Below are 25,007 nucleotides of genomic sequence, written 5' to 3' on the forward strand. Positions count from 1 at the left end.
GGGCGTGTTGTTGCCACCCTCTTATCTGCGGTAGCTGTTCGGGGGCATGGGGGTGGGGGAGCAGGGGGCGGCCGTCGTCGCCCCCGCGCGCGGGGCCGACGACATAGAGGCGCTGCACGCCGTCCTCGACGCCGCGCAGGAGGGCTCAGCGCTGCCGGACGCCCCGACCGTCCACGACGCCCTGCACGACCTCGTCGTACGGCTCCGGCTGAAGGGCTGACGCCCGCCGGACCTCGAACAGGAAGTCCGCCACCCGCGCCCGGTCCGGTTCGGGCGGCAGCGGGGTGCGCACGGCGGCCTCCTCCGCCTCGGCGCCCAGGCGCGCCATCCGGGCCACCACGTCGTCCCAGGAAACCTCGCCCCGCTTCACCGCGAGCAGCGCCTCACGGTCATCACCCACGCCGAGGGTCAGCCGGCCGGTGCGGAGCAGATCGCGGCAGGAGGCGAGGAGCCGCAGCAGATGCATCGCGTGCTTCCAGCGCGGAGCGCCGTACTGGCGGACATCGGCGTCGAGCTTCTTGCGCTGGCCCAGCGCGTAGCCCGTGAACGTTGCGTGGACCTGCTGGGACAGGAACGCCTCACGCAGGTCGAGCAGTTCGCGACCGGTGTCGGTGACGCGCTCGACGAGCGGTGAGTGCAGGCACTCCAGGATGTTCGGATTGGCCCGCAGGGCGAGCTCGCAGAAGCGCTCCAGTTCCCAGGAGAACTGCTCGTCCGCCGGACCGTCGACATGGGTCGGCGGCTTCTCGAACCGCCAGAACATCGGGGTCGGCGCCACGAAGACGCCCCGGCGGTCGGTGTCGCTGCCGTCCGTGGCCAGGCCGAACGCCCGCGACCCCATCACGCAGGAGTAGATCGTGTGGTCGCGCACCAGGTCCAGGGCCTCTGTCATGGACGGAGCGTACGGGCTGCGCCCGGGCGGGGCGGAGCGAATTTCCGGCGTCCGTGATCTTCGGGGAGGGCGGGCCGGCGAGGGCCGCCTGAGTGGCGACCGAGTGTGGTTCGGGTCACATTGGCATGGTCTGTGGACTCCAGAGGCGGGCCCACGCAAGACCCCGAGAACGTCCCGAAAGGCGTGACCATGGCGGGTGACAACGATCTGGGAAGCCTGCTCGGCGGCCTCCTCGGTGACAAGGCGGGCGGCTCGGCGGGCGGGGTCCTGACCTCGCTCCTGGCCGCGTTCGCCAAGAGCCAGGTCGGCTCGGCGGGCGGCAACCCGCTGGGCGGCCTCCTGGAGACACTCGCCAAGTCGGGCCTCGGCGGGCAGGCGCAGTCCTGGGTCGGCACCGGCTCGGACGAGCAGCTGACCCCGGACCAGGTCAAGGAGGCCCTGCCGGACGCCACGCTCCAGAAGGTGGCGGCCGAGTCGGGCGTCACCCCGGACCAGGCGGTACACGACATCGCGAGCGCCCTGCCCACGGCCGTCGACAAGCTGACCCCACAGGGCGAGGTGCCGAGCGTCTCGCTGGACGAGCTGGTCAAGGAGCAGAAGTTCTGAGGCGGCGCACCGTGTCCCACCCCGGCGCGGCGTCCCGTCTCGGCAGGCGGGCGCCGCGCGCCGGTGTCCGGGGGGCTGGCTAGGCTTGGCACCTCATCAGCCTGTACGTACGCGAGCAAGGAGCGACACCGTGGCGGTACGAGCGGTCCGGGGCGCCGTCCAACTCGAACGGGACGAAGCCGGACACATGGACGAGCAGGTCAGCGAGCTGCTCACCGCCATCCTTGAGCGGAACGCGCTGACCTCCGACGACCTGATCTCGATCTGGTTCACGGCCACCCCCGATCTGCACTCCGACTTCCCGGCCGCCGCCGCGCGCAAGCTGGGCATCGTCGACGTGCCGCTGATCTGCGCGCAGGAGCTCGACATCGAGGGAGCGCTGCCGCGCGTCGTGCGCGTCCTCGCCCATATCGAGTCCGAGCTGCCGAAGTCCGGGATCGCGCACGTGTACCTCGGTGCCGCGGCCGCCCTGCGCAAGGACATCGCCCAGTGAGAACCGCCCTCGTCATCGGCACCGGTCTCATCGGTACCTCCGCCGCCCAGGCGCTCGCCTCGCGCGGCGTGCACGTGCACCTCGCCGACCACGACCCGACGCAGGCCCGCACCGCCGCCGCACTCGGAGCCGGCACCGACGAGGCGCCCGAGGGACCCGTGGACCTGTGCCTGGTGGCCGTGCCGCCCGCGCACGTCGCGACGACCCTGGCCGACGCGATGCGGCGCGGAGTGGCCCGCGGCTACCTCGACGTCGCCAGCGTCAAGGGCGGCCCGCGCCGCGATCTTGAGGCACTCGGCCTCGACCTCAGCGCCTATATCGGGACGCACCCCATGTCGGGCCGCGAGCGCAGCGGGCCCCTGGCGGCCACCGCGGATCTCTTCGAGGGCCGCCCCTGGGTGCTGACCCCCACCCGCGACACCGACACCGAGGTCTTGAACCTCGCGCTGGAACTGGTCGCGCTGTGCCGGGCCGTCCCCGTCGTCATGGACGCGGACGCCCACGACCGCGCCGTCGCCCTCGTCTCCCACATGCCGCACCTGGTCTCCAGCATGGTCGCGGCGCGCCTTGAGCACGCCGAGGAGTCGGCCGTACGCCTGTGCGGCCAGGGCATCCGGGATGTGACGCGCATCGCGGGCTCCGACCCCCGCATGTGGATCGACATCCTCTCCGCGAACCCGGGCCCGGTCGCCGACCTGCTCTCCGCGGTCTCCGCCGACCTCGACGAGACGGTGAGCGCCCTGCGCTCCCTCCAGTCCTCGGACGAGGCGAAGCGGAGCGAGGGCGTCACCGGCATCGAGGAAGTCCTGCGCCGCGGGAACGCGGGCCAGGTCCGCGTTCCCGGAAAGCACGGCGCGGCCCCGGCGGCGTACGACACCGTGGCGGTCCTCATCTCCGACCAGCCCGGCGAGCTGGCCCGGATCTTCGCCGACGCGGGCGCCGCGGGCGTCAACGTGGAGGACGTCCGCATCGAGCACGCGACCGGCCAGCAGGCGGGCTTCGTCCAGCTGCTGGTCCAGCCGGCCGCGGCCCCGAAACTGACCGCCGCGCTCCGCGACCGCGGCTGGGCGATGCGCCAGTAGGGCCTGTCGTCAGGGGCTGTAAGGGCAGGGTGCCTGAGCCAGTAACCTTGTGCGGGGCGCCTTTGCGCCCCGCCTCCCTGTCCCGTGCACTGAGAAAGGTGTCCGCAGCCCCGTGGAAACCGCCGCAACCGCCGCAAGCGCCGCCCCGGCAGCAGTGATCGTCGCCATCGACGGCCCCTCCGGCACGGGCAAGTCGAGCACCTCGAAGGCCGTCGCCGCCCAGCTCGGGCTCAGCTACCTGGACACCGGTGCCCAGTACCGGGCGATCACCTGGTGGATGGTGAACAACGGCATAGACCTGGCCGACCCGACGGCCATCGCCGCCGTGGCCGGCAAGGCCGAGATCGTCTCCGGCACCGACCCGTCCGCCCCGACGATCACGGTCGACGGTGTCGACGTCGCCGCTCCCATCCGCACCACCGAGGTCACCTCGAAGGTCAGCGCCGTCAGCGCCGTCCCCGAGGTGCGTGCCCGCATCACCGAGTTGCAGCGCTCCATCGCCGCCTCGGCGCAGCAGGGCATCGTCGTCGAGGGCCGTGACATCGGTACGACCGTCCTGCCCGACGCCGACCTGAAGATCTTCCTCACCGCGTCGCCGGAGGCCCGCGCGGCCCGCCGCAGCGGTGAGCTCAAGGGCGCCGACGTGAAGGCGACCCAGGAAGCCCTGATCAAGCGGGACGCCGCGGACTCCAGCCGCAAGACGTCCCCGCTGGCCAAGGCCGGCGACGCCGTCGAGGTGGACACCTCCGAGCTCACGCTCCAGCAGGTCATCGAGTGCGTCGTCACCCTCATCGGGGAGAAGCGGGCAGCGAAGTGACCGCGGCTTCCCCCTCGGAAAGAGGCGCGGAGGTCGGCCGCCGCATCGGGGTCGGCCTCATGTACGGGCTGTGGAAGCCCCGCGTCCTCGGCGCCTGGAAGGTCCCCGCGACCGGCCCGGTGATCCTGGCCGTCAACCACGCGCACAACGTCGACGGGCCGATGGTCATGGGCGTCGCGCCCAGGCCGACGCACTTCCTGATCAAGAAGGAAGCGTTCATCGGGCCGCTCGGCACGTTCCTGGGCGCCATCGGCCAGGTCGAGGTGGACCGGTCGACGGCTGACCGTACGGCGATCACGCGTGCGCTGAGCGTGCTCGACGAGGGGGGAGTTCTCGGGATCTTCCCGGAGGGCACCCGAGGGGGCGGCGACTTCGCCTCCCTGCGGGCCGGTCTCGCCTACTTCGCCGTGCGCAGCGGGGCGCCCATCGTGCCGGTGGCGGTCCTGGGAAGCACGAAGGGGCGCGGCCGGTTGATAAAGGCGCTGCCGCCACTGCGCAGCCGCGTCGACGTCGTCTTCGGGGACCCGTTCCCGGCGGGCGACGGCAGCGGGCGGCGTACGCGCAAGGCGCTGGACGAGGCGACCGTGCGCATCCAGGAGCGGCTCACCGCCCACCTGGAAAACGCCAGGCGCCTCACCGGGCACTGAGCGAGACTTTTCAGTAGTGGACCGCGGTAAGCGATCACACGGTCCACCGATCACCACGATGAACGACGAGGTACGGACTTCATGAACGACCAGATCCAGCCGGAGGGCTCGGCCGAGCACGAGCACGGGGCCCTTGGCGACGCGGAGTACGCGGAGTTCATGGAGCTCGCCGCGGTCGAGGGCTTCGACATCGAGGACGTCGAGGGCGCGATCGAGGAGGCGGGCCACGGCCCGCTGCCCGCACTCGCCGTCGTCGGCCGCCCCAATGTCGGCAAGTCGACCCTGGTGAACCGCATCATCGGCCGCCGCGAGGCCGTCGTCGAGGACAAGCCGGGCGTCACCCGCGACCGCGTCTCGTACGAGGCAGAGTGGGCGGGCCGCCGCTTCCGGCTCGTCGACACGGGCGGCTGGGAGCAGGACGTCCTCGGCATCGACGCGTCCGTGGCCGCGCAGGCCGAGTACGCGATCGAGACGGCCGACGCGGTCGTCTTCGTCGTCGACGCGACGGTCGGCCCGACGGACACCGACCTCGCGGTCGTACGGCTGCTGCGCAAGGCCGGCAAGCCGGTCGTGCTGTGCGCCAACAAGGTGGACGGGCCGAGCGGCGAGGCGGACGCCACCGCCCTGTGGTCCCTCGGTCTCGGCGAGCCGTACCCGGTCTCGGCCCTGCACGGCCGCGGCACCGGCGACATGCTGGACGCCGTCATCGAGGCGCTCCCCGACGCCCCGGCGCAGACCTTCGGCACCGCGATCGGCGGCCCCCGCCGCATCGCCCTCATCGGCCGCCCGAACGTCGGCAAGTCCTCCCTCCTGAACAAGGTGGCGAACGAGGACCGCGTCGTCGTGAACGAGCTGGCGGGCACCACCCGCGACCCGGTCGACGAGCTGATCGAGCTCGGCGGCAAGACCTGGAAGTTCGTCGACACGGCGGGCATCCGCAAGCGGGTCCACCTCCAGCAGGGCGCGGACTACTACGCCTCGCTGCGCACCGCCGCTGCCGTCGAGAAGGCGGAGGTCGCGGTCATCCTGATCGACGCGTCCGAGTCGATCTCGATCCAGGACCAGCGCATCGTGACGATGGCCGTCGAGGCGGGCCGCGCGATCGTCGTCGCGTACAACAAGTGGGACACGCTCGACGAGGAGCGGCGCTACTACCTGGAGCGCGAGATCGAGACGGAGCTCGCGCAGGTCGCGTGGGCGCCCCGGGTGAACGTGTCGGCGACGACCGGGCGCCACATGGAGAAGCTCGTGCCCGCGATCGAGACGGCACTCGACGGCTGGGAGACACGCGTTCCGACGGGCCGGCTCAACGCCTTCCTGGGTGAGCTGGTGGCCTCGCACCCGCACCCGATCCGCGGCGGCAAGCAGCCCCGCATCCTCTTCGGTACGCAGGCCGGCACGAAGCCGCCGCGGTTCGTGCTCTTCGCCTCCGGCTTCATCGAGGCCGGCTACCGGCGGTACGTGGAGCGGCGCCTTCGCGAGGAGTTCGGTTTCGAGGGGACGCCGATCCACATTTCGGTCCGGGTGCGCGAGAAGCGCGGCCGTAAGAAGTGAGCTAGCGCCCGGCGCCCAGGACCTGGTGCCTAGCGTTCGCGGCGTGGACCGGGCGGCAGTGCGGCAGGGAGGTTGCTCCCGGTGCTGTGCTGCCGCCCGTTCGTGTGCCAGGAGCCGGCCGGCGGCGAGCTGTGGACGTGCTGCGGTTCGTGGTGCGACGCGCTGTGCCGGCCGCTGGTGCTGTGGTGCACGGCGTACAGGACCGAGCCGAACGCGGAGAACGAGAAGTTCTCCTCGCCGCTGCGGTCGCCCGGCAGGGCCCGGAAGGACCGGCGGTACTCCGAGTACAGGGCGTCGTAGATCGGTGTGGCCGAGCGGCCACCCGCCGATTCGTGCGTCCCGCGCATGGCGGGGATCGGGGTCGGATACTGCGGGCGGCGAGGGAGGTCGTATGCGTGCACGTAGGTGCCAACGACCCGCACACCCTCACGGATGCGGCCCGGGCTGCGCTTTCGCAGGCCGAGGGGGGTGCGGGCGGCGCACGCGGAGGTGCACGCAGCGGCGTCCGGGGGCCGGGTACGACCGTGGGCCGGGCACGCGCCCGGCCCACGGTCACCTCGGCTCGTGACGGAACGTCACGTACCGGCCAGCGGCATCGTCGCGCCGACGAGCAGCCCGTTCGCCGCGGCCTTGTCGAGGGCGTCGCGGAGCAGGTCCTCGCGGGGCTGGCGGCCGATCGTGCCGGACGGGGCGGCGAAGACGAGGACGGAGTTCGTCCTGTTCGCCGCGGCGCGCCAGCTGTCGGTGACGTGCAGCGGCTGGTGCGCCTGCCACCACGCGACCTGACCCGCACCGGCGGTGGGCTGCAGTACGGCGTGCAGCTGGCCCATGGCGAGCAGCACGGACCAGCCGTGCAGCACCGGCGGCACCTCGCCGACCTGGGCGGTCGGCGTGAAGCCCTGCTCCACGAGGAGGGTCAGGAACTCGTCGAAGCCGCCCGTCGCGCCGGGGCGGGCGATCGGCCCGGTCGGCTCGACGACGAGCGCGGGGTGCAGCTCACCTGAGATCAGGACGAGCCCGCTGGTCACGCCGAGCACGGCCTGCTGCGGCTGCGGGGCGGCCTGCCCGGGAAGGGGCTGCGCCGCGGGGTAGGGGACGGAGGACGCTGCGGCGGGTGCGCCGCCGTCGCCGGTGATGGAACGGACGGCTCCCTGCAACTGCTCCTCGGACACCTGGACGACCTGCGAGGGCAGGCAGGTGGAGTGGGCGAAGGCGAGGACGGCGGTCTCGTCGCCGATGAACAGGACGGTGCTGGTGCGCTCCTGTTCCGAATCGCCCGGGGTACGGCAGGAGGTGCAGTCGTACGTGCCCGGGGCGTTGTCTCCGGCGAGCAGCCGGTCGGCTTCTGCGTCGCCGATCTCGGCGCGTACGTCGTCGCTGACGTCGAGCATGCGCGGCACGGGTGGCTCCTCGGATTCGGTGTGTTGCTGCGTCGAATGGGGCCGGGCGGCCCCGGCTCATAAAGAAGACAACGGATGATCTGTGCCGGGGGTCACGCCCGGAAGGGGACGGAATCGACCCATCCGGTGCACGACGCGCTCCGACGGCCGGAATCCATCAGTCCACATCAACTCCCTTTGGGCGTAAGGAGATTGATGCGGACAGGCGGGCTCCAGGTCGCCATGCCCACAGGTCGACAAATCCTGAAATCATGCAATGAAGCAGGTGGCTGAAAACAGTCGTTGGCGCATATGTGTCTTCGGCGGTCCGGGTGGCGGCCGACCGGGTGGGGCCGGGTCCGGCGCCGGGCGCGGCTCGGCTCAGGCGTGGGCCCCTCTGCCTAGCGTGACGCGATGCGCCCCATGCCCGTGATCCGCAAGCGCCCCGCACGCCGCCTTCGTCTCGCGGCCCTGTCGGCCCTGTTCACCGCCCTGATCACCCCCGCGGCCGCGGCCGCCGCCCCGCCGCCACCGGCTCCCGGCCCCGGGCATCTGGACGTCAATCTGTCCGAGTGCGTCAAGGACCAGTGGCCGTGGGGCTGCCTGGCCGAATGCGAGAGCACCGGGCGCTGGCACATCAACAGCGGCAACGGCTACTACGGAGGGCTGCAGTTCTGGCAGTCCACCTGGAAGGAGCACGGCGGCCTCGTGTACGCCCCGCGCGCGGACCTCGCGACGCGTGCCGAGCAGATCGCGGTCGCCGGGAAGGTGCTGGGCACCCAGGGCTGGCGTGCCTGGCCCGTCTGCTCCAAGGTCCTCAGGCTCGACGGCCGCGTCCATGTGGTCGAGCGGGGCGAGACCCTCAGCTCGATCGCCGCGCGCTACGGGATCAAGGGCGGCTGGCAGGCGCTCTACGAGGCCAACAAGCTGATGGTCGGCAACCGTCCCGACCGCCTCAACAGCGGCACCATGCTGCTCGTCCCGGAGGCATCGGCCAGGAGCGCCGGCTGAGTTCGGCGGCCCCGCCGGCGAACACGTCAGCGCCGCGCCGCAGTTCGGGTGGGTCACTCAAGAGGGTGACGTCACCACGAACTGCTTCGTGGTGCCTCAGCCCTCCTACCTGCCTTGATGTCGGAAAGCGTCAAAAGGTTCCACAAATCGTCTCTCAATCACGCATCTGTTCTGGAACAAGATGGTGGTGAAGCCCAACCTCTGCCCCCGCATCCCTGTCTAACCCCGCGGTAGGCGGAGGAGACGGACTGTCCGCGAGGAACAGTGGAATACGGGGACGCATGCAGATTTCTTTCCTGATTCACAACGCGTACGGAATCGGGGGGACGATTCGGACGACGTACAACCTCGCGAACACGCTTGCCGAACAGCACGACGTCGAGGTGGTCTCCGTCCTGCGCCACCGTGACGAGCCGGTCTTCAGGCCCGACCCGAGGGTCCGGGTCCGTCACCTCGTCGACATCCGCAAGGGCACACCGGGCTACGAGGGCGACAGCCCCGAATACCGCACCCCCGCCACGGCGTTCCCGCGCGCCGAGGGCCGCTACGACCAGTACAACGCGCTCACCGACCGCCGGATCGCCGAGCACTTGCGCGCGGTCGACGCCGATGTCGTCGTCGGCACCCGCCCGGGACTCAATGTGCACCTGGCCCGCCAGACCCGGCGGGGCCCCCTGCGCGTCGGCCAGGAACACCTCACGCTCGACAGCCACCCGACCACGCTGCGCAGGCAGTTGCGCACGGTCTACCCGCGGCTCGACGCGCTCACCACGACCACGGAGGCCGACGCCCGGGCGTACCGCGCGAAGATGCGGCTGCCCGGCGTACGGATCGAGGCCGTGCCGAACCCCGTGCCCGCGCCGGGTGTCGAACCCGCGGACGGCTCGGGCAAGTGGGTCGTCGCGGCAGGCCGGCTCGCGCCGGTGAAGCGGTACGACCTGCTGGTCAGGGCCTTCGACCGGGTCCGCGCCGAGCGGCCCGACTGGCGCCTGCGGATCTACGGCAGCGGCAAGCAGAAGGACAGGCTCCGCGCCCTGATCGACGATCTCGGTCTGTACAACCACGTGTTCCTCATGGGCCCCGCCCACCCCATCGAACCGGAGTGGGCGAAAGGTTCCATCGCCGCCGTCACCTCCAGCCTGGAGTCGTTCGGCATGACCATCGTCGAGGCGATGCGCTGCGGCCTCCCGGTGGTCGCCACCGACTGTCCGCACGGCCCCGGCGAAATCATCGACAACGGTGTCGACGGGCGCCTGGTCGAGGTGGGCAACGTCGAGGCGATCTCCGGCGGCCTCCTCGAACTGATCAACAACGACGCGCTGCGCGCCCGGATGGCGAGCGCCGCGCTCAAGGACTCCGAGCGGTTCGACCCGGCGCACATCGCCGAGCGCTACGAATCGCTGTTCGGCTCGCTGACGGCCCGCCGCGGCGGAGGCCTGGTGCACCGCACCCGCGGCGCGCTGCTCGGGGGCGCGTACGCGGTGCGGGACGCGGGACGCTCCGCGTTCACGGCCCAGGGAACGTCACAGAGAAAGGGGCGCACGGCATGACCCCGCCGAAAGCTTCGGCAGACTTCTCGGCCTCGGCCTCGGCCGCCTCGTCTGCCTCGTCCGGGAATTCCGTGGGCGACGGGGCCACGGCGCCCCGCGCCGACTGCATCGCCGACTCGGCGGGCGGTCTCACCTTCGACGTCACCGACCACGGCGGGCCCGACCCGGCCCATCTGGTCCTCACCGACCGGGACAGCGGCGAGGACGTGCGCCTGCCGCTGACCCCGGCGGGCGACGGCAGCCTGCGGGCGGCGCTGCCCAGCAGCGTCCGGCTGCCCGAGGGGCGCTGGGACGTCTTCGCGCAGGTGGCCGGCGAGGAGCCGCAGCGCCTGGCCCCCGGCCTCAACGACCTGCGGTCCCTCGTCGACCGCGTGCCCAGCGGCTCCCGCGGCTTCGTCGCCGTCCGCATCCCCTACGCGACCAAGCACGGCAACCTCACCGTGCGCAGCTGGTTGCGCGCCCCGCACGCCGAGGCGGGCGAACTGCTCATCGCGGACAGCGAGATGACGGTCCGCGGCCGCATCTACGGCACCGCGATCACCCCCAAGGCGTACGCGGAGATACGTTCACGCAAGGACGGCGGGCCCGCCCTGCGCACCGAACTGACGTCGCGCGGCGAAGAGTTCACCTTCCGCGTCGGGTACGAGGAGCTGGACGCGGGACGCTGGGACCTGTGGGTGCGCCCGGAGGGCGAGGACGGACTCGCGGTACGCGTCGCCCGGCTCCTGGACGACGTCGCCGACAAGAAGCCGATCTTCACCTACCCGACCGCGCGTCTCGACACCGAGCGCGGCCGGATCGCGGTCGAGCCGTACTACACGAGCGACAACGACCTGGCGGTCCTCGTGACCCCGGCCGCCGAGTAGTCCCCGCGCGGCGCCCTTGCGGACCCCGGCTGTCCGCAAGGGCTGGCAGACTCGGGCCCATGCTGGAGACCTCGGCCCGACTCCTGCGGCTGCTGTCGCTGCTGCAGGCCCACCGCGAGTGGTCGGGCGCCGACCTCGCGGACCGGCTCGGTGTCACGCCGCGCACCGTCCGCCGCGACGTCGACCGGCTGCGCGGGCTCGGCTACCCCGTCGACGCGAGCCCCGGCACGGGCGGCGGCTACCGGATGGGCGCCGGGGCCGAGCTGCCGCCGCTGCTCCTCGACGACGACGAGGCCGTCGCGGTCGCCGTCGGCCTGCGCACCTCGGCCGGCCAGGGCATCGAGGGCATCGGCGAGGCGTCCGTACGGGCCCTGTCCAAGCTCGAACAGGTCCTCCCCGGCCGGCTGCGCCGCCGCGTCTTTGCCCTCAACGCGTTCACCGTGCCGATGCTCCGCGGCCCGGGCCCCTCCGACGTCGACCCGTCCGTCCTCACCGAACTCGCCGTCGCCTGCCGGGACTCGGAGCGGCTGCGCTTCGCCTACGAGGACCACGGCGGCGCCGTCACGCGCCGCACCGTCGAGCCGCACCGTCTGGTGTGCAGCGAGCGCCGCTGGTACCTGGTCGCCTGGGACGCCGACCGCGAGGACTGGCGCACGTTCCGCGTCGACCGCATCACGCCGAAGCCGCCGCACGGACCGCGCTTCACTCCGCGCACACCACCGGCCGACGACCTCGCCGCGTATGTCTCGAAGGGTGTCTCGCAAGGCCCGTACGCCACCGGCGCGACGATCCGGCTCCTGGTGCCCCTGGAGGAGGCGAGGCAGCGGATCAGCCCGTCGGCGGGCACGATCGAGGCCGACAGCGAGGACAGCTGTGTGCTGCGCACCGGGGCGGCGAGCCTCGACGTGATGGTGATCCACGTGGCCCTGATGGGCTTCGAGTTCGAGGTGCTCGAACCCGACGGGCTCACGGAGGCGATCAGGACCGCTCGGGACCGTCTGTCCCGGGCGCTGGAACGGGCCGGCTCAGCGGACGGGCGGACGCGAACGCCGGATGGTGCAGGTCGAAGGCCGGGGACTCGGAGCGGATCCGGGGCAGCGTGAGGAAGTTGTGTCGCGGCGCCGGACACGGCGTCGCCCACTCCAGCGAACGCCCGTAGCCCCACGGGTCCTCCACGTCGACCTTCTCGCCGTACCTGGACGTCCTCCAGACGTTGTAGAGGAACGGCAGCGTGGACAGGCCGAGCAGGAACGAGCCGATGGTCGACAGCGTGTTGAGCGCCGTGAACCCGTCGGCCGCCAGATAGTCGGCGTACCGCCGCGGCATGCCCTCGGCGCCGAGCCAGTGCTGCACCAGGAACGTGGTGTGGAAGCCGACGAACAGCGTCCAGAAGTGGATCTTCCCGAGCCGCTCGTCGAGCATCTTTCCGGTGAACTTCGGCCACCAGAAGTAGAAGCCGGCGAAGGTCGCGAAGGCGACCGTGCCGAACACGACGTAGTGGAAGTGCGCGACCACGAAGTACGAGTCCGTCACATGGAAGTCCAGCGGCGGCACGGCGAGGATGACGCCGGTCAGGCCGCCGAACAGGAACGTCACCAGGAAGCCGACGGACCACAGCATCGGGGTCTCGAAGGACAGGGACCCGTTGATCATCGTCCCGATCCAGTTGAAGAACTTCACGCCCGTGGGCACCGCGATCAGGAACGTCATGAACGAGAAGAACGGCAGCAGCACCCCGCCCGTCACGAACATGTGGTGCGCCCACACGACGATCGACAGCCCGGTGATGGCCATCGTGGCGCCGACCAGCATCGAGTAGCCCCAGATCGGCTTGCGGCTGAAGACCGGGAGGATCTCGGAGACGATGCCGAAGAACGGCAGCGCGATGATGTAGACCTCCGGATGGCCGAAGAACCAGAAGAGGTGCTGCCACAGCAGCGCACCCCCGAACTGGGCCTCGAAGACCACGGCCCCGAAGCGCCGGTCCGCCTCCAGGACGAGCAGCGCCGCGGCGAGCACCGGGAACGCCATCAGCACGAGGATGGACGTGAACAGCGTGTTCCACGTGAAGATCGGCATCCGGAACATCGTCATGCCGGGCGCCCGCATCCCGATGATGGTCGTCAGGAAGTTCACCGCGCCGAGGATCGTGCCGAAGCCCGCGAGCGCCAGACCCATGATCCACATGTCGGCGCCGATGCCCGGTGAGCGTGTCAGGCTGTTGAGCGGTGCGTACGCGAACCAGCCGAAGTCCGCGGCCCCGCCGGGCACCATCAGCGAGCCGATCACGATCAGCCCGCCGAACAGGAACAGCCAGTACGAGAACATGTTGAGCCGGGGGAACGCCACGTCGGGGGCGCCGATCTGCAGCGGCATGATCTCGTTGGCGAAGCCCGCGAAGGTCGGGGTCGCGAAGAGCAGCAGCATGATCGTGCCGTGCATCGTGAAGAGCTGGTTGTACTGCTCGTTGGACAGCATCTGAAGCCCGGGCCGCGCGAGCTCCGCCCGCATCAGGAGCGCCATGACGCCGCCGGCGAGGAAGAACGCGAACGACGTGATCAGGTAGAGGTGGCCGATCTTCTTGTGGTCCGTGGTGGTCAGCCACTCCACGACGATCCGGCCCGGCGTCTTCGTCCGCGCCGCTCCTGGTGCCGGCTGCACGGGCTGCACGTCCGTCGTACCCATCGCTTGCCCCCTCGCTTCTCGCGCCCCGGGCCTGCCTCGAGCACACGCCATGATGCTCGCTTCCCCACCGACTCCGACAGGGGGCGTACGGGAGCTCTGTGTCGCGTTCATGCAATTCCGATGGGGCGTCAACTGATGAAGAGCGCCCGGGAATCCGAATTGGGCGGGTCCCGGACGCTGTCGTGGCGCTATTTCCGGGCACGTTATCCGGGCGCTTTCGGCGAAGTCGCGGAATTATGCCGTGGCGCGCTCAGAACAAGCGCAGAAGGAGCATCAAATCGCTCGTACGTGTGACGGAGTTCGAGTGAAACGCGTGTCGTGGACCTGTGACAGAAGCGTGACCGGAGGGGGACCCGTGACGGCGGGCGGCCCGCTCTGGTGTCAGGCGGCCCGGCCGCCTAACGTGGCGGTCATGGCACCCATTCCGACCCCTCCCGCAGACCCCCAGGACACTCTCGACGCGTACGTCGGCCTCGATGCGCCGGGCGCCGAGGCGCGGGCCCGTGAGCGCGGCTGGTCCACGGTCAGGTCGCTGCCCCCGGGCGCGATCATCACCATGGAGTACCGCGCGGGACGGCTGAACTTCGAGGTGTCCGACGGCATCGTGACCCGCTGCTGGAAGGGCTGACAGGGCCGACAAGCAGCGCGAAGGCCCCCGGTTCCGTGTGGGAACCGGGGGCCTTCGGCCGTTGCGGGGATCAGGCTGTGCGTACCGGCCCCGCGGCCTGCGGCGCTCTCGCGCTTACGCCGGTCAGCCGCCGGCGACCGGGCGAGCGGCCGACGTGGTGCCGCGCGGCACCCGGTCGGCGTGCGGCGGCCTGCGGCTGCCGGCCGGGGTGACCGGGGTGCGCTCGGAGCGCGCGGTGTGCGGACCCGGGGCGAGGAGCCCGGGGGGCCGCACCGCCCGCGCGGTGCCGACCGGTTCGCGTACCGGCGTCTCCTCCGAGGCCGGCGGGGCGGCGCGCTGCGCAACCAGCGTGGGCGTGGCGGCGGCCGGGGCGGGCGCCGGGAGCGCGCCGGAACGGCGGCTGCGCCACAGCTCGCGCAGCGAGAAGATCCAGGCCTCGACCTGCGTGATCAGCGGCTCGACCCAGGGCAGCGCGAGCAGGATGAGCAGACCCGCGGCCCAGCCGAGGAAGACATCGCTCAGCCAGTGCGTACCGAGGTACACGGTGGTCAGGCCGACGCTCAGGGAGATCACGGCGGAGACGGCCGACAGCCAGCGCCTGGCGCGCGGCGTCGAGGCCAGATAGGCGAGGATTCCCCAGGTCACCACGGCGTTGGCGGTGTGGCCCGAAGGAAATATATCGCCGCCCTGCCACATCTCGTTCGAGCCGATCGTGGTCGCGTAGTGCGGGCCGAGGCGGCCCATACCGAGCTTGGCGGCGCCCACGGTGATGTTCAGGAGCAGCAGCGCGGCACCGAACATGAGCAGCGGCCGCAGCGTGTGCTGACGCCAGGAGCGCCAGCCGAGCCAGGCCATGACCATGACCGCGGTCGGCCCACGCTGGCCGAGCACGACCCAGTAGTCCAGGAACGCGTGGATCTCGGGCCACTGCTGGTAGGGCCGGAAGAACATGACCTGCCAGTCGAACGTGACGAGCCAGGACGTGATCAGCACGGCCACCACGATGGCGAGGTAGAAGGACAGGGTGGCTCCGAAGAGCACGACCCTGTGCCGGCTCATCCTGGGCACATCCAGGTTGACCGGTCGTTCCGGCTCACGGTCGAGGCGGGCGAAGAGCCGCTCCAGACGGGTGAGGTTTCGTTCGGTACGCACCCAATCGACGCTACAGCGAGTGAGTGCCGAACCCGGCCGAATCACTCGGTTTGTGATGACGATGTGATGTGGGATTGCTCTCAGCGGGGCGTTTATCCCTGCGGATATCACTATCCGACCGGAGCGTTGCCTTCAATTACATTGATCATTTCGTGCATTCGTTTTTCGCCACGCCCGAATTCGTTCACCGACGGCTTCCCTGGAATTTCCCGTCCGATCACCCGGTGCGATCGGGCGGGCCTCCCGGGCCCGCCGGGCCGATCAAGTCGATCAAGGAGGCCCCGACCCGTTCAGCCAGAAGGCCCCGTACACCGCCGACGCCACGGCCACGCCGCCGAGCACCGCCGCCGATCTGCTCGTGCGCAGCCGGGCGAGCGCCACCGCGACCGGCAGCAGGAGCGGGAACGCGGGCAGCAGCAGCCGCGGCTTCGAGCCGAAGTAGCCCGACGCGCACAGCGCGAGCGCGACGACGATCCCGCAGTAGACGAGCAGCGCGAGCGGCTGACCTCGCCGTACACACAGCACGTAGAGCCGGATCACGAGCGCGACCCCGACGGTCAGGCCGAGCCCCGCGAGCGCCGAGGGGAACGACGTGAACTTGTCGCCGACGAAGCGCGCGAAGGCGAGACCGCCGTCGAAGCCGTTGCCCCACTGACCCTGGACGTCCAGATAGCCGAAGAGGCCGCCCCCCGTGCGATGCCCCACCCACAGGACGTACGCGGCGGCGCCCAGTGGGGCGAGCAGCACGCCGACGGCCATGCGCCAGGAGATCCTCTTCTCCCGCACGACCTGGACCACGGCCGTCACCCAGAGCGCGGCGACCACCGCCGCACCCACCGGCCGGGTCAGCCCCGCGAGCGAGGCGAGCAGCCCCGCGCTCACCCACCTCCCGGTCAGCACCGCGTACAGCGACCAGGCCGCGAGCGCCGTGAAGAGTGACTCGCTGTACGCCATCGACTGCACGATCCCGACCGGGAGCACCGCCCAGAGCACGACCGCGCAGACGCCGGCCCGCCGCCCGTACAGCAGCTCGGCCACGAGGAAGATCCCCCAGGCCGCGCAGAGCGACGCGAGCCAGCTCACCAGCAGGCCCGCGTCCGCGTACGACAAAGGGCTCACCGCCGACGCCAGCCGCTCCAGCCACGGCAGCAGCGGGAAGAACGCGAGGTTCGAGTGCACCGTGCCGTCCGGCAGGCGCACCTCCCAGCCGTAGCCGAAATCGGCGACGCGGGTGTACCAGAGCGAGTCCCAGCGGGCGGTCAGCAGCGTGTGCGGGCTCTTCCCCTTCGCAGCGCTCCACACGGCGAGCAGGATCAGGCCCAGGGCGCGCACCCCGGCATAGGCAAGGAGTGCCGGCGCCGCGCGACGCAGCGCACCGGCCGCCCGGGCCGGCGCGCTCCGCGGTTCTTGCAGGTCGACTTCGGTCACGGCGTCGATTATCGGCGCCGGGCGCAACCGGACCGCACGCCCGGTGCGTGGTCCGGGAGTAGAGCGTGGCGTACGCCACACTCCGCGGCTGAGCACATGAGAGGTCCGCCACGTGTGACCGCAACGGACTCGCGTACTCTGGCGGCTCACTCGCCATTCGTTGCGTGGGCACGGGAGTCCGCTCCTTCCGGCCGCAACCGCGGGGAAGTCCCCACCCCGCGGATCCGCCGAGCGCGAGGGACCACTGGGAGGTACGCATATGTCCGGGACGATCACGGCCACCGCGCCCTCTCGCCTGCGGACCGCAGGGCCAGGCGCCAATCGCTGGGTCGTCCTCGTCGTCCTGTGCACCAGCCTGCTGCTCGTCGCCCTCGACGCGACCGTGCTGCACGTCGCCGTCCCCGCCGTCACCCAGGACCTGCGCCCCTCGGCCGTCCAGCTGCTCTGGATCGTCGACGCCTATCCGCTGATCTGCGCGGCGCTCCTGATCCTCTTCGGCACGCTCGGCGACCGTGTCGGCCGCAGACGCGTACTGCTCCTCGGATACGGCCTCTTCGGCGTGGCCTCCGCACTCGCCGTGTTCGCCTCGACACCGCACATCCTGATCCTGGCCCGCGCGCTGCTCGGCGTCGGCGGCGCGATGATCATGCCCGCGACCCTGTCGATCCTGCGCGCGGTCTTCCCCGACCGGCGCGAGCGGGCCGTCGCGATCGGCGTCTGGTCCGCGGTCGCCGCGATAGGCGCCGCCACCGGGCCGGTCCTCGGCGGCTTCATGGTCGAGCACTTCTGGTGGGGCTCGGTCTTCCTGATCAACATCCCGCTGATGGCCGTCATGCTGCCCCTCGGCCGTCTCATACTTCCCGAGTCCAAGGGCCGTTCCGACGGGCCCTGGGACGTGGTCGGCGCCTTCATGGCGGCCGTCGGAATGCTCGGTGTCGTCTACGGCGTGAAGCGGCTCGGCGTCGACCGCGACCTGCTCGACCCGTCCGCCGTCGGCCCCCTCCTCGTCGGCGCGGCCGTGCTGATCGTGTTCGTGCGGCGGCAGAAGCGCCGCGAGCACCCGCTCATCGATATGAAGATGTTCGCGAGGCCCGCCTTCTCCACCGCGGTCGGCTGCATCGTCCTCGCCATGCTCGCCCTGGTCGGCCTGGAGCTCATCGCCGTTCAGTACCTCCAGCTGGTGCTCGGCCTGAGCCCCCTGGAGACAGGCGTACGGCTGCTCCCACTCACCTTCGCGGCGATGGCCGCGGGCGTCCTCGGCTCGGCCCAGCTGCGCCGCTTCGGACCGCGCCGCATGGTCTCGGCCGGCTTCGTACTCACCGCGGCCGCGGTGCTCATGCTCACGCCGATGGGACAGCACGACCGGCCGTCGCTGCTCTTCTTCGGCTTCATCCTTCTCGGCTTCGGCCTGCAGACCACCCTCTTCGGTGCCTACGAGTCGATGCTCAGCGAGGCCTCGGCGGAGGACGCGGGCGGCGCCGCGGCGATCGGGGAGACCTCCTACCAGCTCGGCGCGGGCATGGGTATCGCCCTGCTCGGCTCGGTGATGAACGCCGCGTACGCACCCGGGATCGCCCGGGTCAGCGGAGTGCCCGGATCCGCGAGCGCCCACGCGGGCAACTCGCTCGGCGAGGCGTACCAGGTCGCGACGCGCCTCGGCGGCACCGCCGGTGAGGCGCTGCGCAGCGCCGCCCGGGTCGCCTTCGTCCACGGACTGCACGTGACGCTGTCCGTGAGCGCCGGGTTCCTGCTGCTCGGGGCGCTGGCCGCGCTGCGGCTGCCCAAGCGGATGGAGTGCGAAGCCGCTGCCCCGCAGGAGGCTGAGGGCACGGCGAAGATCGGGCCCCAGCGCGGTCCCGAGCGGGTCGGCGTGGAGTCCACCGTCGCGTGACGGCTGGCGCGGGCGGCGGCCCGGCCGAGGGGCCGGGCCCTACCCACCCGTGACGCTCAGCTCTGGTTGAAGAAACCGTCCGTCGGACGGCTCTCCGCCTCGCCGTTGACCACCTGCGTGTCGGCAGGGCTCAGCAGGAACACCCGGTTCGCCACCCGCTCGATGGAACCCCGCAGCCCGAACGTGAGCCCGGCCGCGAAGTCGACGACGCGCTTGGCGTCCCCGGGCTCCATGGCCGTGAGGTTGATGATGACCGGGACACCCTCCCGGAACATCTCGCCGATGCCACGGGCGTCCCGGAATCCGTCCGGGGTGACCGTGCCGATCCGGCGGCCCTGCTCCTCGGCGGTGTCGGCCGCCACCTTCACCCGCGGGTCCGTGACCCAGGCGGCGCCGGTCTGGGGCTCGGACCCCTCGACCCTGTCGTCGTCGTAGCCGTCGTAGTAACGCTCGTCATCGTTGTCGTCGACGAGGCCAAGCCAGGCACTCGCCTTGCGCACCGATCCCATGGACGCCTCCTCTCACAGCGGTTCCTCTGCGTTTCGCATCCCTATGGTCGTCCATGATGCGGATGGTGCGCCAAGTGGATAGTCGGCGCGCGGGGTTTTCGTGACGCTACTGGTGCAGAGTCAACACGGCGCTGTCCCATGAATCCCAAGGGTCGTATCCCGTACGGCTGCTGACAGTGAGTGAAATATGATTCTTCGCGGCGTACGGGTGACGACCGGTGCGTACGGGTGAACGGCACCCTCGATACGATGTCGCAGCTTACGTCTTCAGGACCCTCGGGGGAGTCGTCTTGTTCGGAATGGTCCGGCCCTGCAGTCATCGTCTCGGCGAGGGACTCAAAGCGCAATGGATGGCTCATCTGTGCGGACTCTGCCTGGCACTTCGCGGTGACCACGGGCAGTTCGCGAGGATTGTCACGAACTACGACGGTTTGCTGATCTCGGTTCTGACGGAGGCTCAGACCGAACGTGCCGCCGGGGGACGGCGCACGGCGGGGCCCTGTCCACTGCGCGGGATGCGCACCGCCTCCGTCGCGCAGGGCGAGGGCGCCCGGCTCGCCGCCGCCGTCTCACTGGTCCTCGCCTCGGCGAAGGTCCGCGACCACGTCGCCGACGGCGACGGCCTCCTGGCCCGCAGGCCGGTGGCCGCGGCGGCCCGCCGGGTAGCCACGAAGTGGGGAAAGGCCGGATCCCGTACGGGTTCTGACGTGGGGTTCGATACGGCCGTCCTGGTCGACGCCGTGGAGCGCCAGATCGGGATCGAGTCGCTCGCCGGCCTCGGAACCCCGGTGCTCACGGTCACCGAGCCGACCGAGACGGCGACCGCCGCCGCCTTCGCGCACACCGCCGTCCTCGCGGGACGCCCCGGCAACGCGGCGCCGCTCGCCGAGGCAGGCCGGCTCTTCGGGCGCCTCGCCCACCTCCTGGACGCCGTGGAGGACAAGGAAGCTGACGCCGCGTCGGATGCCTGGAACCCGCTCACGGCGACGGGCACGGACCTCATCGAGGCGCGCCGCCTCGCCGACGACGCGCTGCGCGGCATCCGTCTCGCCCTGCGCGAGGCCGAATTCGTCGACGGCACGCTCGCGCATCTGCTGCTCGTCCACGAACTGCGCCGGTCGGTCGACCGCGCCTTCGGCACGTCGGGCTGCGCGCACGGCGCCGACGCGTCCCATGGCACTGATCCCTCTCGCCGAGCCGGCCCCTCACACGGCGCGCACGCACCGACGGCGTCCAGCCCGCAGCAGGGCCCCGGTGCGCCCGGCCCCTGGGTGCCCACCGGATCGGGCCCGTATGTGCCACCCGGGTCCTCCGGGCCGTACGGCTCGCAGAATCCGTACGGCGGCGGCCAGGGCGGTCCCGGTGGTCCGGGCGGACCCGGTGGCTTCGGCGGGGGGCCGTCCTTTCAGCCGCCGAAGCCCGGCAAGCGCGGGTTCTTCGCCGGGTGCGCCGCGGCGATCGGGCTCTGCTGCACCTGCAAGGTGTGCTGTGCCGACGAGTTCGAGGGGCCCTGGTCCCGGAAGAAGCGCGACGGCTGGTGCAGCGACTGCTGCTCGACCGACTGCAGCTGCTGCGAGGCGTGCTCCATCTGCGAATGCTGTGAGTGCTGCTCCTGCTGCGACTGCTGAGACCCCCGGGTTCCGGGTCCGGTTCCGGGTCCGTGGGCCCGGCGTCAGTCCTTGATCTCGGGCGGTGAGATCTGCGACTTCTCGATCGCGGACTCGCTCGTGCCCCACTTCTTCAGGATCTTGTCGTACGTCCCGTCGGCGATCAGCTTGTTCACCGCCGCCCGGAACGCAGGCGCCAGCTTCGTGCCCTTCTTGAAGGCGAAGCCGACGTCGAGGCGGTGGTACTCGTTGAGGAACTTCAGCCCCTCCTGGTGGGCGACGGCGTACCGCAGCCCGTTGATGGTGCTCATCACCACGTCGGACCTGCCCTGCTGGAGGGACGACCAGATCGCGCTCTGGTCCGCGTACGTCTTCACGCTGTACGCCTTTTTCCCGGCGTCCGTGCAGAGGTGCTTGTTCTCCTCCAGGGTCGCCTCGAAGGTGGTGCCCGCGCCGGTGGCCACGTTCAGGCCGCACAGCTGCCTGAGGTCCGTGACCTTCTTCAGGTCGCTGTCCTCGCGCACGGCGAAGCCCTGGCCGTCATTGATGTACGTGACGAAGTCGATCGTCCTGCGCCGCTCGTCCGTGACGCCGAAGTTGCCTGTGCCCAGGTCGTACTTGCCGCTGCCGAGCGCGGGCAGGATCGCCTCGAAACCGGCGGCCTCCCGCTTCAGCTTCAGCCCGAGGACCTTGGCGGCGGCGTCGGCGAAGTCGATGTCCTGGCCGGCGGCTGTCCGGCCGTCCTCCAGGTAGAAGGCGCCGGGCGGGGTGCCGCCGATGGAGGCGCCGACGGTCAGCTTGCCGCTCGCCCGGACCCCGGCGGGCAGCAGCTTCGCCGCCGCCTCGTCCTTCGTGACGGCCTTCACCACGTCGGTGGTGGGGATCTTGTCGCTCCTGCCCGCGGGTGCGGCGCCGTCGGCGGCGGCTCCGGGGTCGCCGGAGCCGCATCCGGCCAACGCCAGGGTGGCCGCGGTGATCAGCGCGAACGCGGCCGGAATTCGCTGACGGGTCATCAAAATCGTACGCATGGCGTGGAGTTCTGCCCTTCGAAGACAACGAGCACGCAGGGGTGACGAGAGAAGGAGGGGAGGGGTACGCGAGGACGCGTGGGTGTGTGAAGGCGCGGACGAGTGCGCGTACTTGGGCGCACCGGGAAACGCAGAAAACGTAGAAAACGTAGAAAAAACGTAGAAGACGCAGAAACGCAGAACGCTCAGAACGCGACGAGCGTCGGGAAGCGTGGAGAAGAGGGAAACAGACGCGCAGCGGGCGTCAGAAGGGCATCAACAGGACGCCGACCACACTCGACCGAAGTCGATGTGGGAGCGCGTGACCAGCCACTGCTGCGGATGCATGGGCCAAGTGGAACAGGCATCCGTTTCCGCGTCAACTCACTTGAGACGGACAGCTCACACTCTGGACAGCCTTGACAGCGAGCGGAGCGAGCCCCGTACTCTCGGTGAGGGACCGCTGCTGAGGGGCTCGGTCCGCATGTTCCGTGTGAAGGCAAGACCGTGCTGGATTCCAGTGCCCACGGAGCCTTCGCATGTCCTCGAACACACTCGCAAAGACCGCGTCTCCCGCGGCCGGACCGCCCGCCGACGCCGGTGAGGGACGGCCCCGCATCGTCCGACGGCCCCGCACCGGCCAGTGGCTCGCCGCCGCCGTCGTCCTCGTACTCCTCGCGCTCGCCGCGGGCTCGGTGATCCGCAACGACGCCTTCCAGTGGGACGTCGTCGCCGACTACTTCACATCGGCGTCCGTCCTGCGCGGACTCGGACTCACTCTCTGGCTGACCGCCCTCGTCATGGCGCTCGGCTTCGCCCTCGGCACCCTGCTCGCCGTCATGCGTCTGTCCGCCAACCCCGTGCTGCGCGCGGTCAGTTGGGGCTACGTCTGGCTGTTCAGGTCGATGCCGATCCTGGTGCAGCTGCTGTTCTGGTTCAACATCGGCGCGCTGTACCCGCACATCCTCGGCATCAGGACCGTCGACCTGTTCGGGCCCATCACCGTCGCCATCATCGGGCTCACGCTGCACGAGGCCGCGTACGCCGCCGAGGTCGTACGCGGCGGCATCCTCTCCGTCGACCGCGGGCAGACCGAGGCCGCGCAGGCGCTCGGGCTGAGCCGGCTGCGGCGCTGGCGGCGGATCGTCCTGCCGCAGGCCATGCGCTCCATCGTGCCGCCGGCCGGGAACATGCTGATCGGTACCCTCAAGGGCACCTCCATCGTCAGCGTCATCGCCGTCCAGGACCTGCTCTACTCGGTGCAGCTCGTCTACCACCGCACCTACCAGGTCATCCCGATGCTCCTGGTCGCCACCATCTGGTACGTCGTGGTCACCTCGCTCCTCAGCGTCGGCCAGTTCTACGTCGAGCGGCACTACGCGCGCGGTTCGGAGCGCACCCGATGAGGCCCTCGCTGGTGATCGTGGGAGCCGGTCCGCGGGGGACCGGCATCCTGGAGCGGATCGCCGCGAACGCACCTGACTACGCCGGCCTCGAACTCGACATCCATCTCGTCGATCCGTTCCCGCCGGGCGGCGGACGGGTCTGGCGGCAGGCGCAGTCCCCGCTGCTCTGGATGAACTCGCAGTCCCAGGACGTCACGATGTTCACCGACGACACGGTCGAGCTCGACGGTCCGGTACTGCCCGGGCCCGCCCTGCACGAGTGGGCGGACCTCGACGGCCGCGCCTTCGCCGGCCGGCAGCTCCAGGGCGCCTATCTCCACTGGGTGTACGAGCGGTCGGTGGCCGCGCTCCCGCCGGGTGTCACCGTCCGCCACCACCCGCGCCACGCCCTGCGTGTCAGCGGCCCCCGCGAGGGCCGCCAGCAGGTGTGGCTCGACGGGCGTGCCCGCCCCCTCCTCGCCGACACCGTCGTCCTCGCCCAGGGCCACCTGGACGCCGAACTCGACGACGAACAGCGGGAGTTGAGCGCGTACGCTCGCGAACACGGGCTCGTCCATCTGCCGCCCGACTTCACCGCGGACAGCGATCTGTCCGCGCTCGCTCCCGGCGAGGACGTCCTCGTCCGCGGCTTCGGCCTGGCCTTCGTCGACCTGATGGTGCTCCTGACCGAGGGCCGCGGCGGACGGTACGAAGGGGACACGTACATCCCCTCGGGGCGTGAACCCGTCCTGCACGTCGGCTCCCGGCGCGGCGTCCCGTACCACTCCAAGATCGGCTACGACTGGACCGGCGAGCGCCCGCCGCTGCCCCGCTTCCTCGGCCCCGCCGAGATCGACGGACTCCTCGCCCGCCCCGACGGCTACGACTTCCGGCGCGACGTGTGGCCCCTCATCGACAAGGAGCTGGGCTACGCCCACTACCACCGCCTGTTCACCGCCCACCCCGAGCGCACCGCCGTCGCCTGGGCCGACTTCGAGGAGAAGTACGCCGCCGCCGAACCGCTGAGCGCCGAACTCCAGGCCCTCGTGGCCTCCGCCGTGCCCGACCCGGCGGACCGCCTCGACCTCACGGCCCTCGACCACCCGCTGGACGGCGTACGCCACACCTCGTACGAGGAACTCCAGGACGGGCTGCGCGGCTACATCACCGCGGACCTCGAACGCCGCCACGACCCCGCGCACAGCCCCGACCTCGCCGTGTTCCTCGGTCTGCTGTCCGTGTACGGGCAGCTCGTGCGGCTGGGCGACATCGGGTCCTGGTGGCACGGCTTCTTCAGCTATCTCGCCTCCGGGCCGCCGGGGCCCCGGCTTCGGCAGCTGCTCGCGCTCTCCCGGGCAGGCGTCGTGAAGTTCATCGGCGCGGACATGCGGGTCGCCGCGGAGGACGGCGTCTTCCGCGCGACGAGCGCCACCGTCCCCGGCTCCGTCGTCGAGGCCCGCGCCCTCGTCGAGGCCCGCCTGCCGCACCCCACGCTCGCCCGCACCCGCGACCAGCTCCTGCGCGAGCTGTACGAGGACGGGGCGCGGGCGACCCCGGCGGGGCTCCTCGCGGTCGACCCCGAGGACGGGCGCGTCCTGCACCGCGACGGCACGGCGCATCCGCGCCGCTTCGCGCTCGGCCCGCACACGAACGCGCGCGGCGCCGGAGCGTTCACGCGGCCGCGTACGAACAGCCCTTCGTTCCGGCAGAACGACGCCACCGCACGCGCGGTCCTGGCGTTCCTGCACGACCTCTCCTGTCGCGCCGCAGCCTGAGCCCCGGCCACCGCCCGTCCCTTTCCGTCCTCTTGAGGAACCC

The 25,007-nt window shown here is 71.1% G+C and carries 22 protein-coding genes and 2 pseudogenes; 16 read left to right on the forward strand and 8 right to left on the reverse strand.

All coding sequences use genetic code 11. The annotated features are described in order from the left end of the window. Positions 1-64 precede the first annotated feature (64 nt). A pseudogene (locus ACWIGU_RS34240) lies at positions 65-220 on the forward strand (nucleotidyltransferase domain-containing protein); the annotation flags it as partial. Here the strand turns inward: ACWIGU_RS34240 and ACWIGU_RS34245 are convergent. Continuing rightward, positions 146-892, reverse strand: coding sequence for a nucleotidyltransferase domain-containing protein (locus ACWIGU_RS34245; RefSeq protein WP_454405566.1), 747 nt, complete (start codon positions 890-892; stop codon positions 146-148). The pseudogene ACWIGU_RS34240 and the gene ACWIGU_RS34245 overlap by 75 nt on opposite strands. A gap of 189 nt (positions 893-1,081) precedes the next feature. On the opposite strand from ACWIGU_RS34245, the gene ACWIGU_RS34250 reads away from it, so the two are divergent. The 6 genes from ACWIGU_RS34250 to der all read left to right on the forward strand — a co-directional run bounded on the left by ACWIGU_RS34250 (position 1,082) and on the right by der (position 6,091). Beyond that, positions 1,082-1,498: a YidB family protein gene (locus ACWIGU_RS34250; protein WP_454405567.1), complete on the forward strand. Its 417-nt coding sequence runs from the start codon at positions 1,082-1,084 to the stop codon at positions 1,496-1,498. Between the two features lie 130 nt (positions 1,499-1,628). Further along, positions 1,629-1,991 (forward strand): chorismate mutase, encoded by a 363-nt coding sequence (gene aroH, locus ACWIGU_RS34255; protein ID WP_100599003.1) that lies wholly within the window; start codon positions 1,629-1,631, stop codon positions 1,989-1,991. Beyond that, positions 1,988-3,073, forward strand: coding sequence for a prephenate dehydrogenase (locus ACWIGU_RS34260; RefSeq protein ID WP_454405568.1), 1,086 nt, complete (start codon positions 1,988-1,990; stop codon positions 3,071-3,073). Before aroH ends, ACWIGU_RS34260 begins: the two co-directional genes overlap by 4 nt. A gap of 112 nt (positions 3,074-3,185) precedes the next feature. After that, entirely contained in the window at positions 3,186-3,890 is a 705-nt protein-coding gene (cmk, locus tag ACWIGU_RS34265) for a (d)CMP kinase (RefSeq protein ID WP_454405569.1), read from the forward strand. Next, positions 3,848-4,537, forward strand: a complete 690-nt coding sequence (locus ACWIGU_RS34270) for a 1-acyl-sn-glycerol-3-phosphate acyltransferase (RefSeq protein ID WP_442802645.1) — start codon at positions 3,848-3,850, stop codon at positions 4,535-4,537. Before cmk ends, ACWIGU_RS34270 begins: the two co-directional genes overlap by 43 nt. 81 nt (positions 4,538-4,618) lie before the next feature. Further along, positions 4,619-6,091 carry a ribosome biogenesis GTPase Der gene (gene der, locus ACWIGU_RS34275; protein WP_100598999.1) on the forward strand — a complete coding sequence of 491 codons (1,473 nt, stop codon included), beginning with the start codon at positions 4,619-4,621 and terminating at the stop codon, positions 6,089-6,091. Positions 6,092-6,120: 29 nt separating this feature from the next. On the opposite strand, the gene ACWIGU_RS34280 is transcribed toward der, so the two are convergent. Continuing rightward, positions 6,121-6,438: a hypothetical protein gene (locus ACWIGU_RS34280; protein WP_454405570.1), complete on the reverse strand. Its 318-nt coding sequence runs from the start codon at positions 6,436-6,438 to the stop codon at positions 6,121-6,123. A gap of 228 nt (positions 6,439-6,666) precedes the next feature. Next, positions 6,667-7,491 carry a hypothetical protein gene (locus ACWIGU_RS34285; protein WP_454405571.1) on the reverse strand — a complete coding sequence of 275 codons (825 nt, stop codon included), beginning with the start codon at positions 7,489-7,491 and terminating at the stop codon, positions 6,667-6,669. Positions 7,492-7,884: 393 nt separating this feature from the next. On the opposite strand from ACWIGU_RS34285, the gene ACWIGU_RS34290 reads away from it, so the two are divergent. From ACWIGU_RS34290 to ACWIGU_RS34305, 4 genes are all read left to right on the forward strand, one after another. Beyond that, entirely contained in the window at positions 7,885-8,481 is a 597-nt protein-coding gene (locus ACWIGU_RS34290) for a transglycosylase family protein (protein WP_454405572.1), read from the forward strand. A gap of 281 nt (positions 8,482-8,762) precedes the next feature. Beyond that, positions 8,763-10,031, forward strand: coding sequence for a glycosyltransferase family 4 protein (locus ACWIGU_RS34295; RefSeq protein WP_454405573.1), 1,269 nt, complete (start codon positions 8,763-8,765; stop codon positions 10,029-10,031). Further along, the gene (locus ACWIGU_RS34300) at positions 10,028-10,897 is read left to right on the forward strand and encodes a hypothetical protein (protein ID WP_454405574.1); all 870 of its coding nucleotides are present in this window, start codon (positions 10,028-10,030) and stop codon (positions 10,895-10,897) included. The genes ACWIGU_RS34295 and ACWIGU_RS34300 overlap by 4 nt, the downstream gene beginning before the upstream one ends. 59 nt (positions 10,898-10,956) lie before the next feature. Beyond that, positions 10,957-12,000, forward strand: coding sequence for a helix-turn-helix transcriptional regulator (locus ACWIGU_RS34305; protein ID WP_454405575.1), 1,044 nt, complete (start codon positions 10,957-10,959; stop codon positions 11,998-12,000). Here the strand turns inward: ACWIGU_RS34305 and ctaD are convergent. Next, a pseudogene (ctaD, locus tag ACWIGU_RS34310) lies at positions 11,885-13,582 on the reverse strand (aa3-type cytochrome oxidase subunit I); the annotation flags it as partial. The gene ACWIGU_RS34305 and the pseudogene ctaD overlap by 116 nt on opposite strands. A 412-nt stretch (positions 13,583-13,994) precedes the next feature. On the opposite strand from ctaD, the gene ACWIGU_RS34315 reads away from it, so the two are divergent. Further along, complete coding sequence (locus tag ACWIGU_RS34315; protein ID WP_356280109.1) at positions 13,995-14,210, forward strand: I78 family peptidase inhibitor; 216 nt, start codon at positions 13,995-13,997, stop codon at positions 14,208-14,210. Positions 14,211-14,333: 123 nt separating this feature from the next. On the opposite strand, the gene ACWIGU_RS34320 is transcribed toward ACWIGU_RS34315, so the two are convergent. Together ACWIGU_RS34320 and ACWIGU_RS34325 are read right to left on the reverse strand one after the other, a co-directional pair. After that, positions 14,334-15,362 carry a phosphatase PAP2 family protein gene (locus tag ACWIGU_RS34320; protein WP_454405576.1) on the reverse strand — a complete coding sequence of 343 codons (1,029 nt, stop codon included), beginning with the start codon at positions 15,360-15,362 and terminating at the stop codon, positions 14,334-14,336. 270 nt (positions 15,363-15,632) lie between these two features. After that, a complete protein-coding gene (locus ACWIGU_RS34325; protein WP_454405577.1) occupies positions 15,633-16,790 on the reverse strand; it encodes a hypothetical protein in 1,158 nt (385 codons plus the stop codon). 259 nt (positions 16,791-17,049) lie between these two features. On the opposite strand from ACWIGU_RS34325, the gene ACWIGU_RS34330 reads away from it, so the two are divergent. Further along, positions 17,050-18,681, forward strand: coding sequence for an MFS transporter (locus ACWIGU_RS34330; RefSeq protein WP_454405578.1), 1,632 nt, complete (start codon positions 17,050-17,052; stop codon positions 18,679-18,681). Positions 18,682-18,737: 56 nt separating this feature from the next. On the opposite strand, the gene ACWIGU_RS34335 is transcribed toward ACWIGU_RS34330, so the two are convergent. Next, positions 18,738-19,190: a cell division protein SepF gene (locus ACWIGU_RS34335; protein WP_399970429.1), complete on the reverse strand. Its 453-nt coding sequence runs from the start codon at positions 19,188-19,190 to the stop codon at positions 18,738-18,740. Between the two features lie 290 nt (positions 19,191-19,480). On the opposite strand from ACWIGU_RS34335, the gene ACWIGU_RS34340 reads away from it, so the two are divergent. Then, on the forward strand, positions 19,481-20,818 hold the full coding sequence (locus ACWIGU_RS34340; protein ID WP_454405579.1) for a DUF5685 family protein: 1,338 nt from the start codon (positions 19,481-19,483) through the stop codon (positions 20,816-20,818). Between the two features lie 44 nt (positions 20,819-20,862). Here ACWIGU_RS34340 and ACWIGU_RS34345 read toward each other — a convergent pair whose 3' ends face one another. Further along, on the reverse strand, positions 20,863-21,810 hold the full coding sequence (locus tag ACWIGU_RS34345) for an ABC transporter substrate-binding protein (protein ID WP_454405580.1): 948 nt from the start codon (positions 21,808-21,810) through the stop codon (positions 20,863-20,865). Positions 21,811-22,343: 533 nt separating this feature from the next. Between ACWIGU_RS34345 and ACWIGU_RS34350 the strand changes: the two genes are divergently transcribed. Both ACWIGU_RS34350 and ACWIGU_RS34355 read left to right on the forward strand, forming a co-directional pair. After that, positions 22,344-23,210 (forward strand): amino acid ABC transporter permease, encoded by an 867-nt coding sequence (locus ACWIGU_RS34350; RefSeq protein WP_454405581.1) that lies wholly within the window; start codon positions 22,344-22,346, stop codon positions 23,208-23,210. Then, positions 23,207-24,964 (forward strand): FAD/NAD(P)-binding protein, encoded by a 1,758-nt coding sequence (locus ACWIGU_RS34355; protein ID WP_454405582.1) that lies wholly within the window; start codon positions 23,207-23,209, stop codon positions 24,962-24,964. The genes ACWIGU_RS34350 and ACWIGU_RS34355 overlap by 4 nt, the downstream gene beginning before the upstream one ends. The last annotated feature ends 43 nt before the right edge of the window (positions 24,965-25,007 follow it).

This window comes from Streptomyces sp. NPDC055400, from assembly GCF_053644375.1.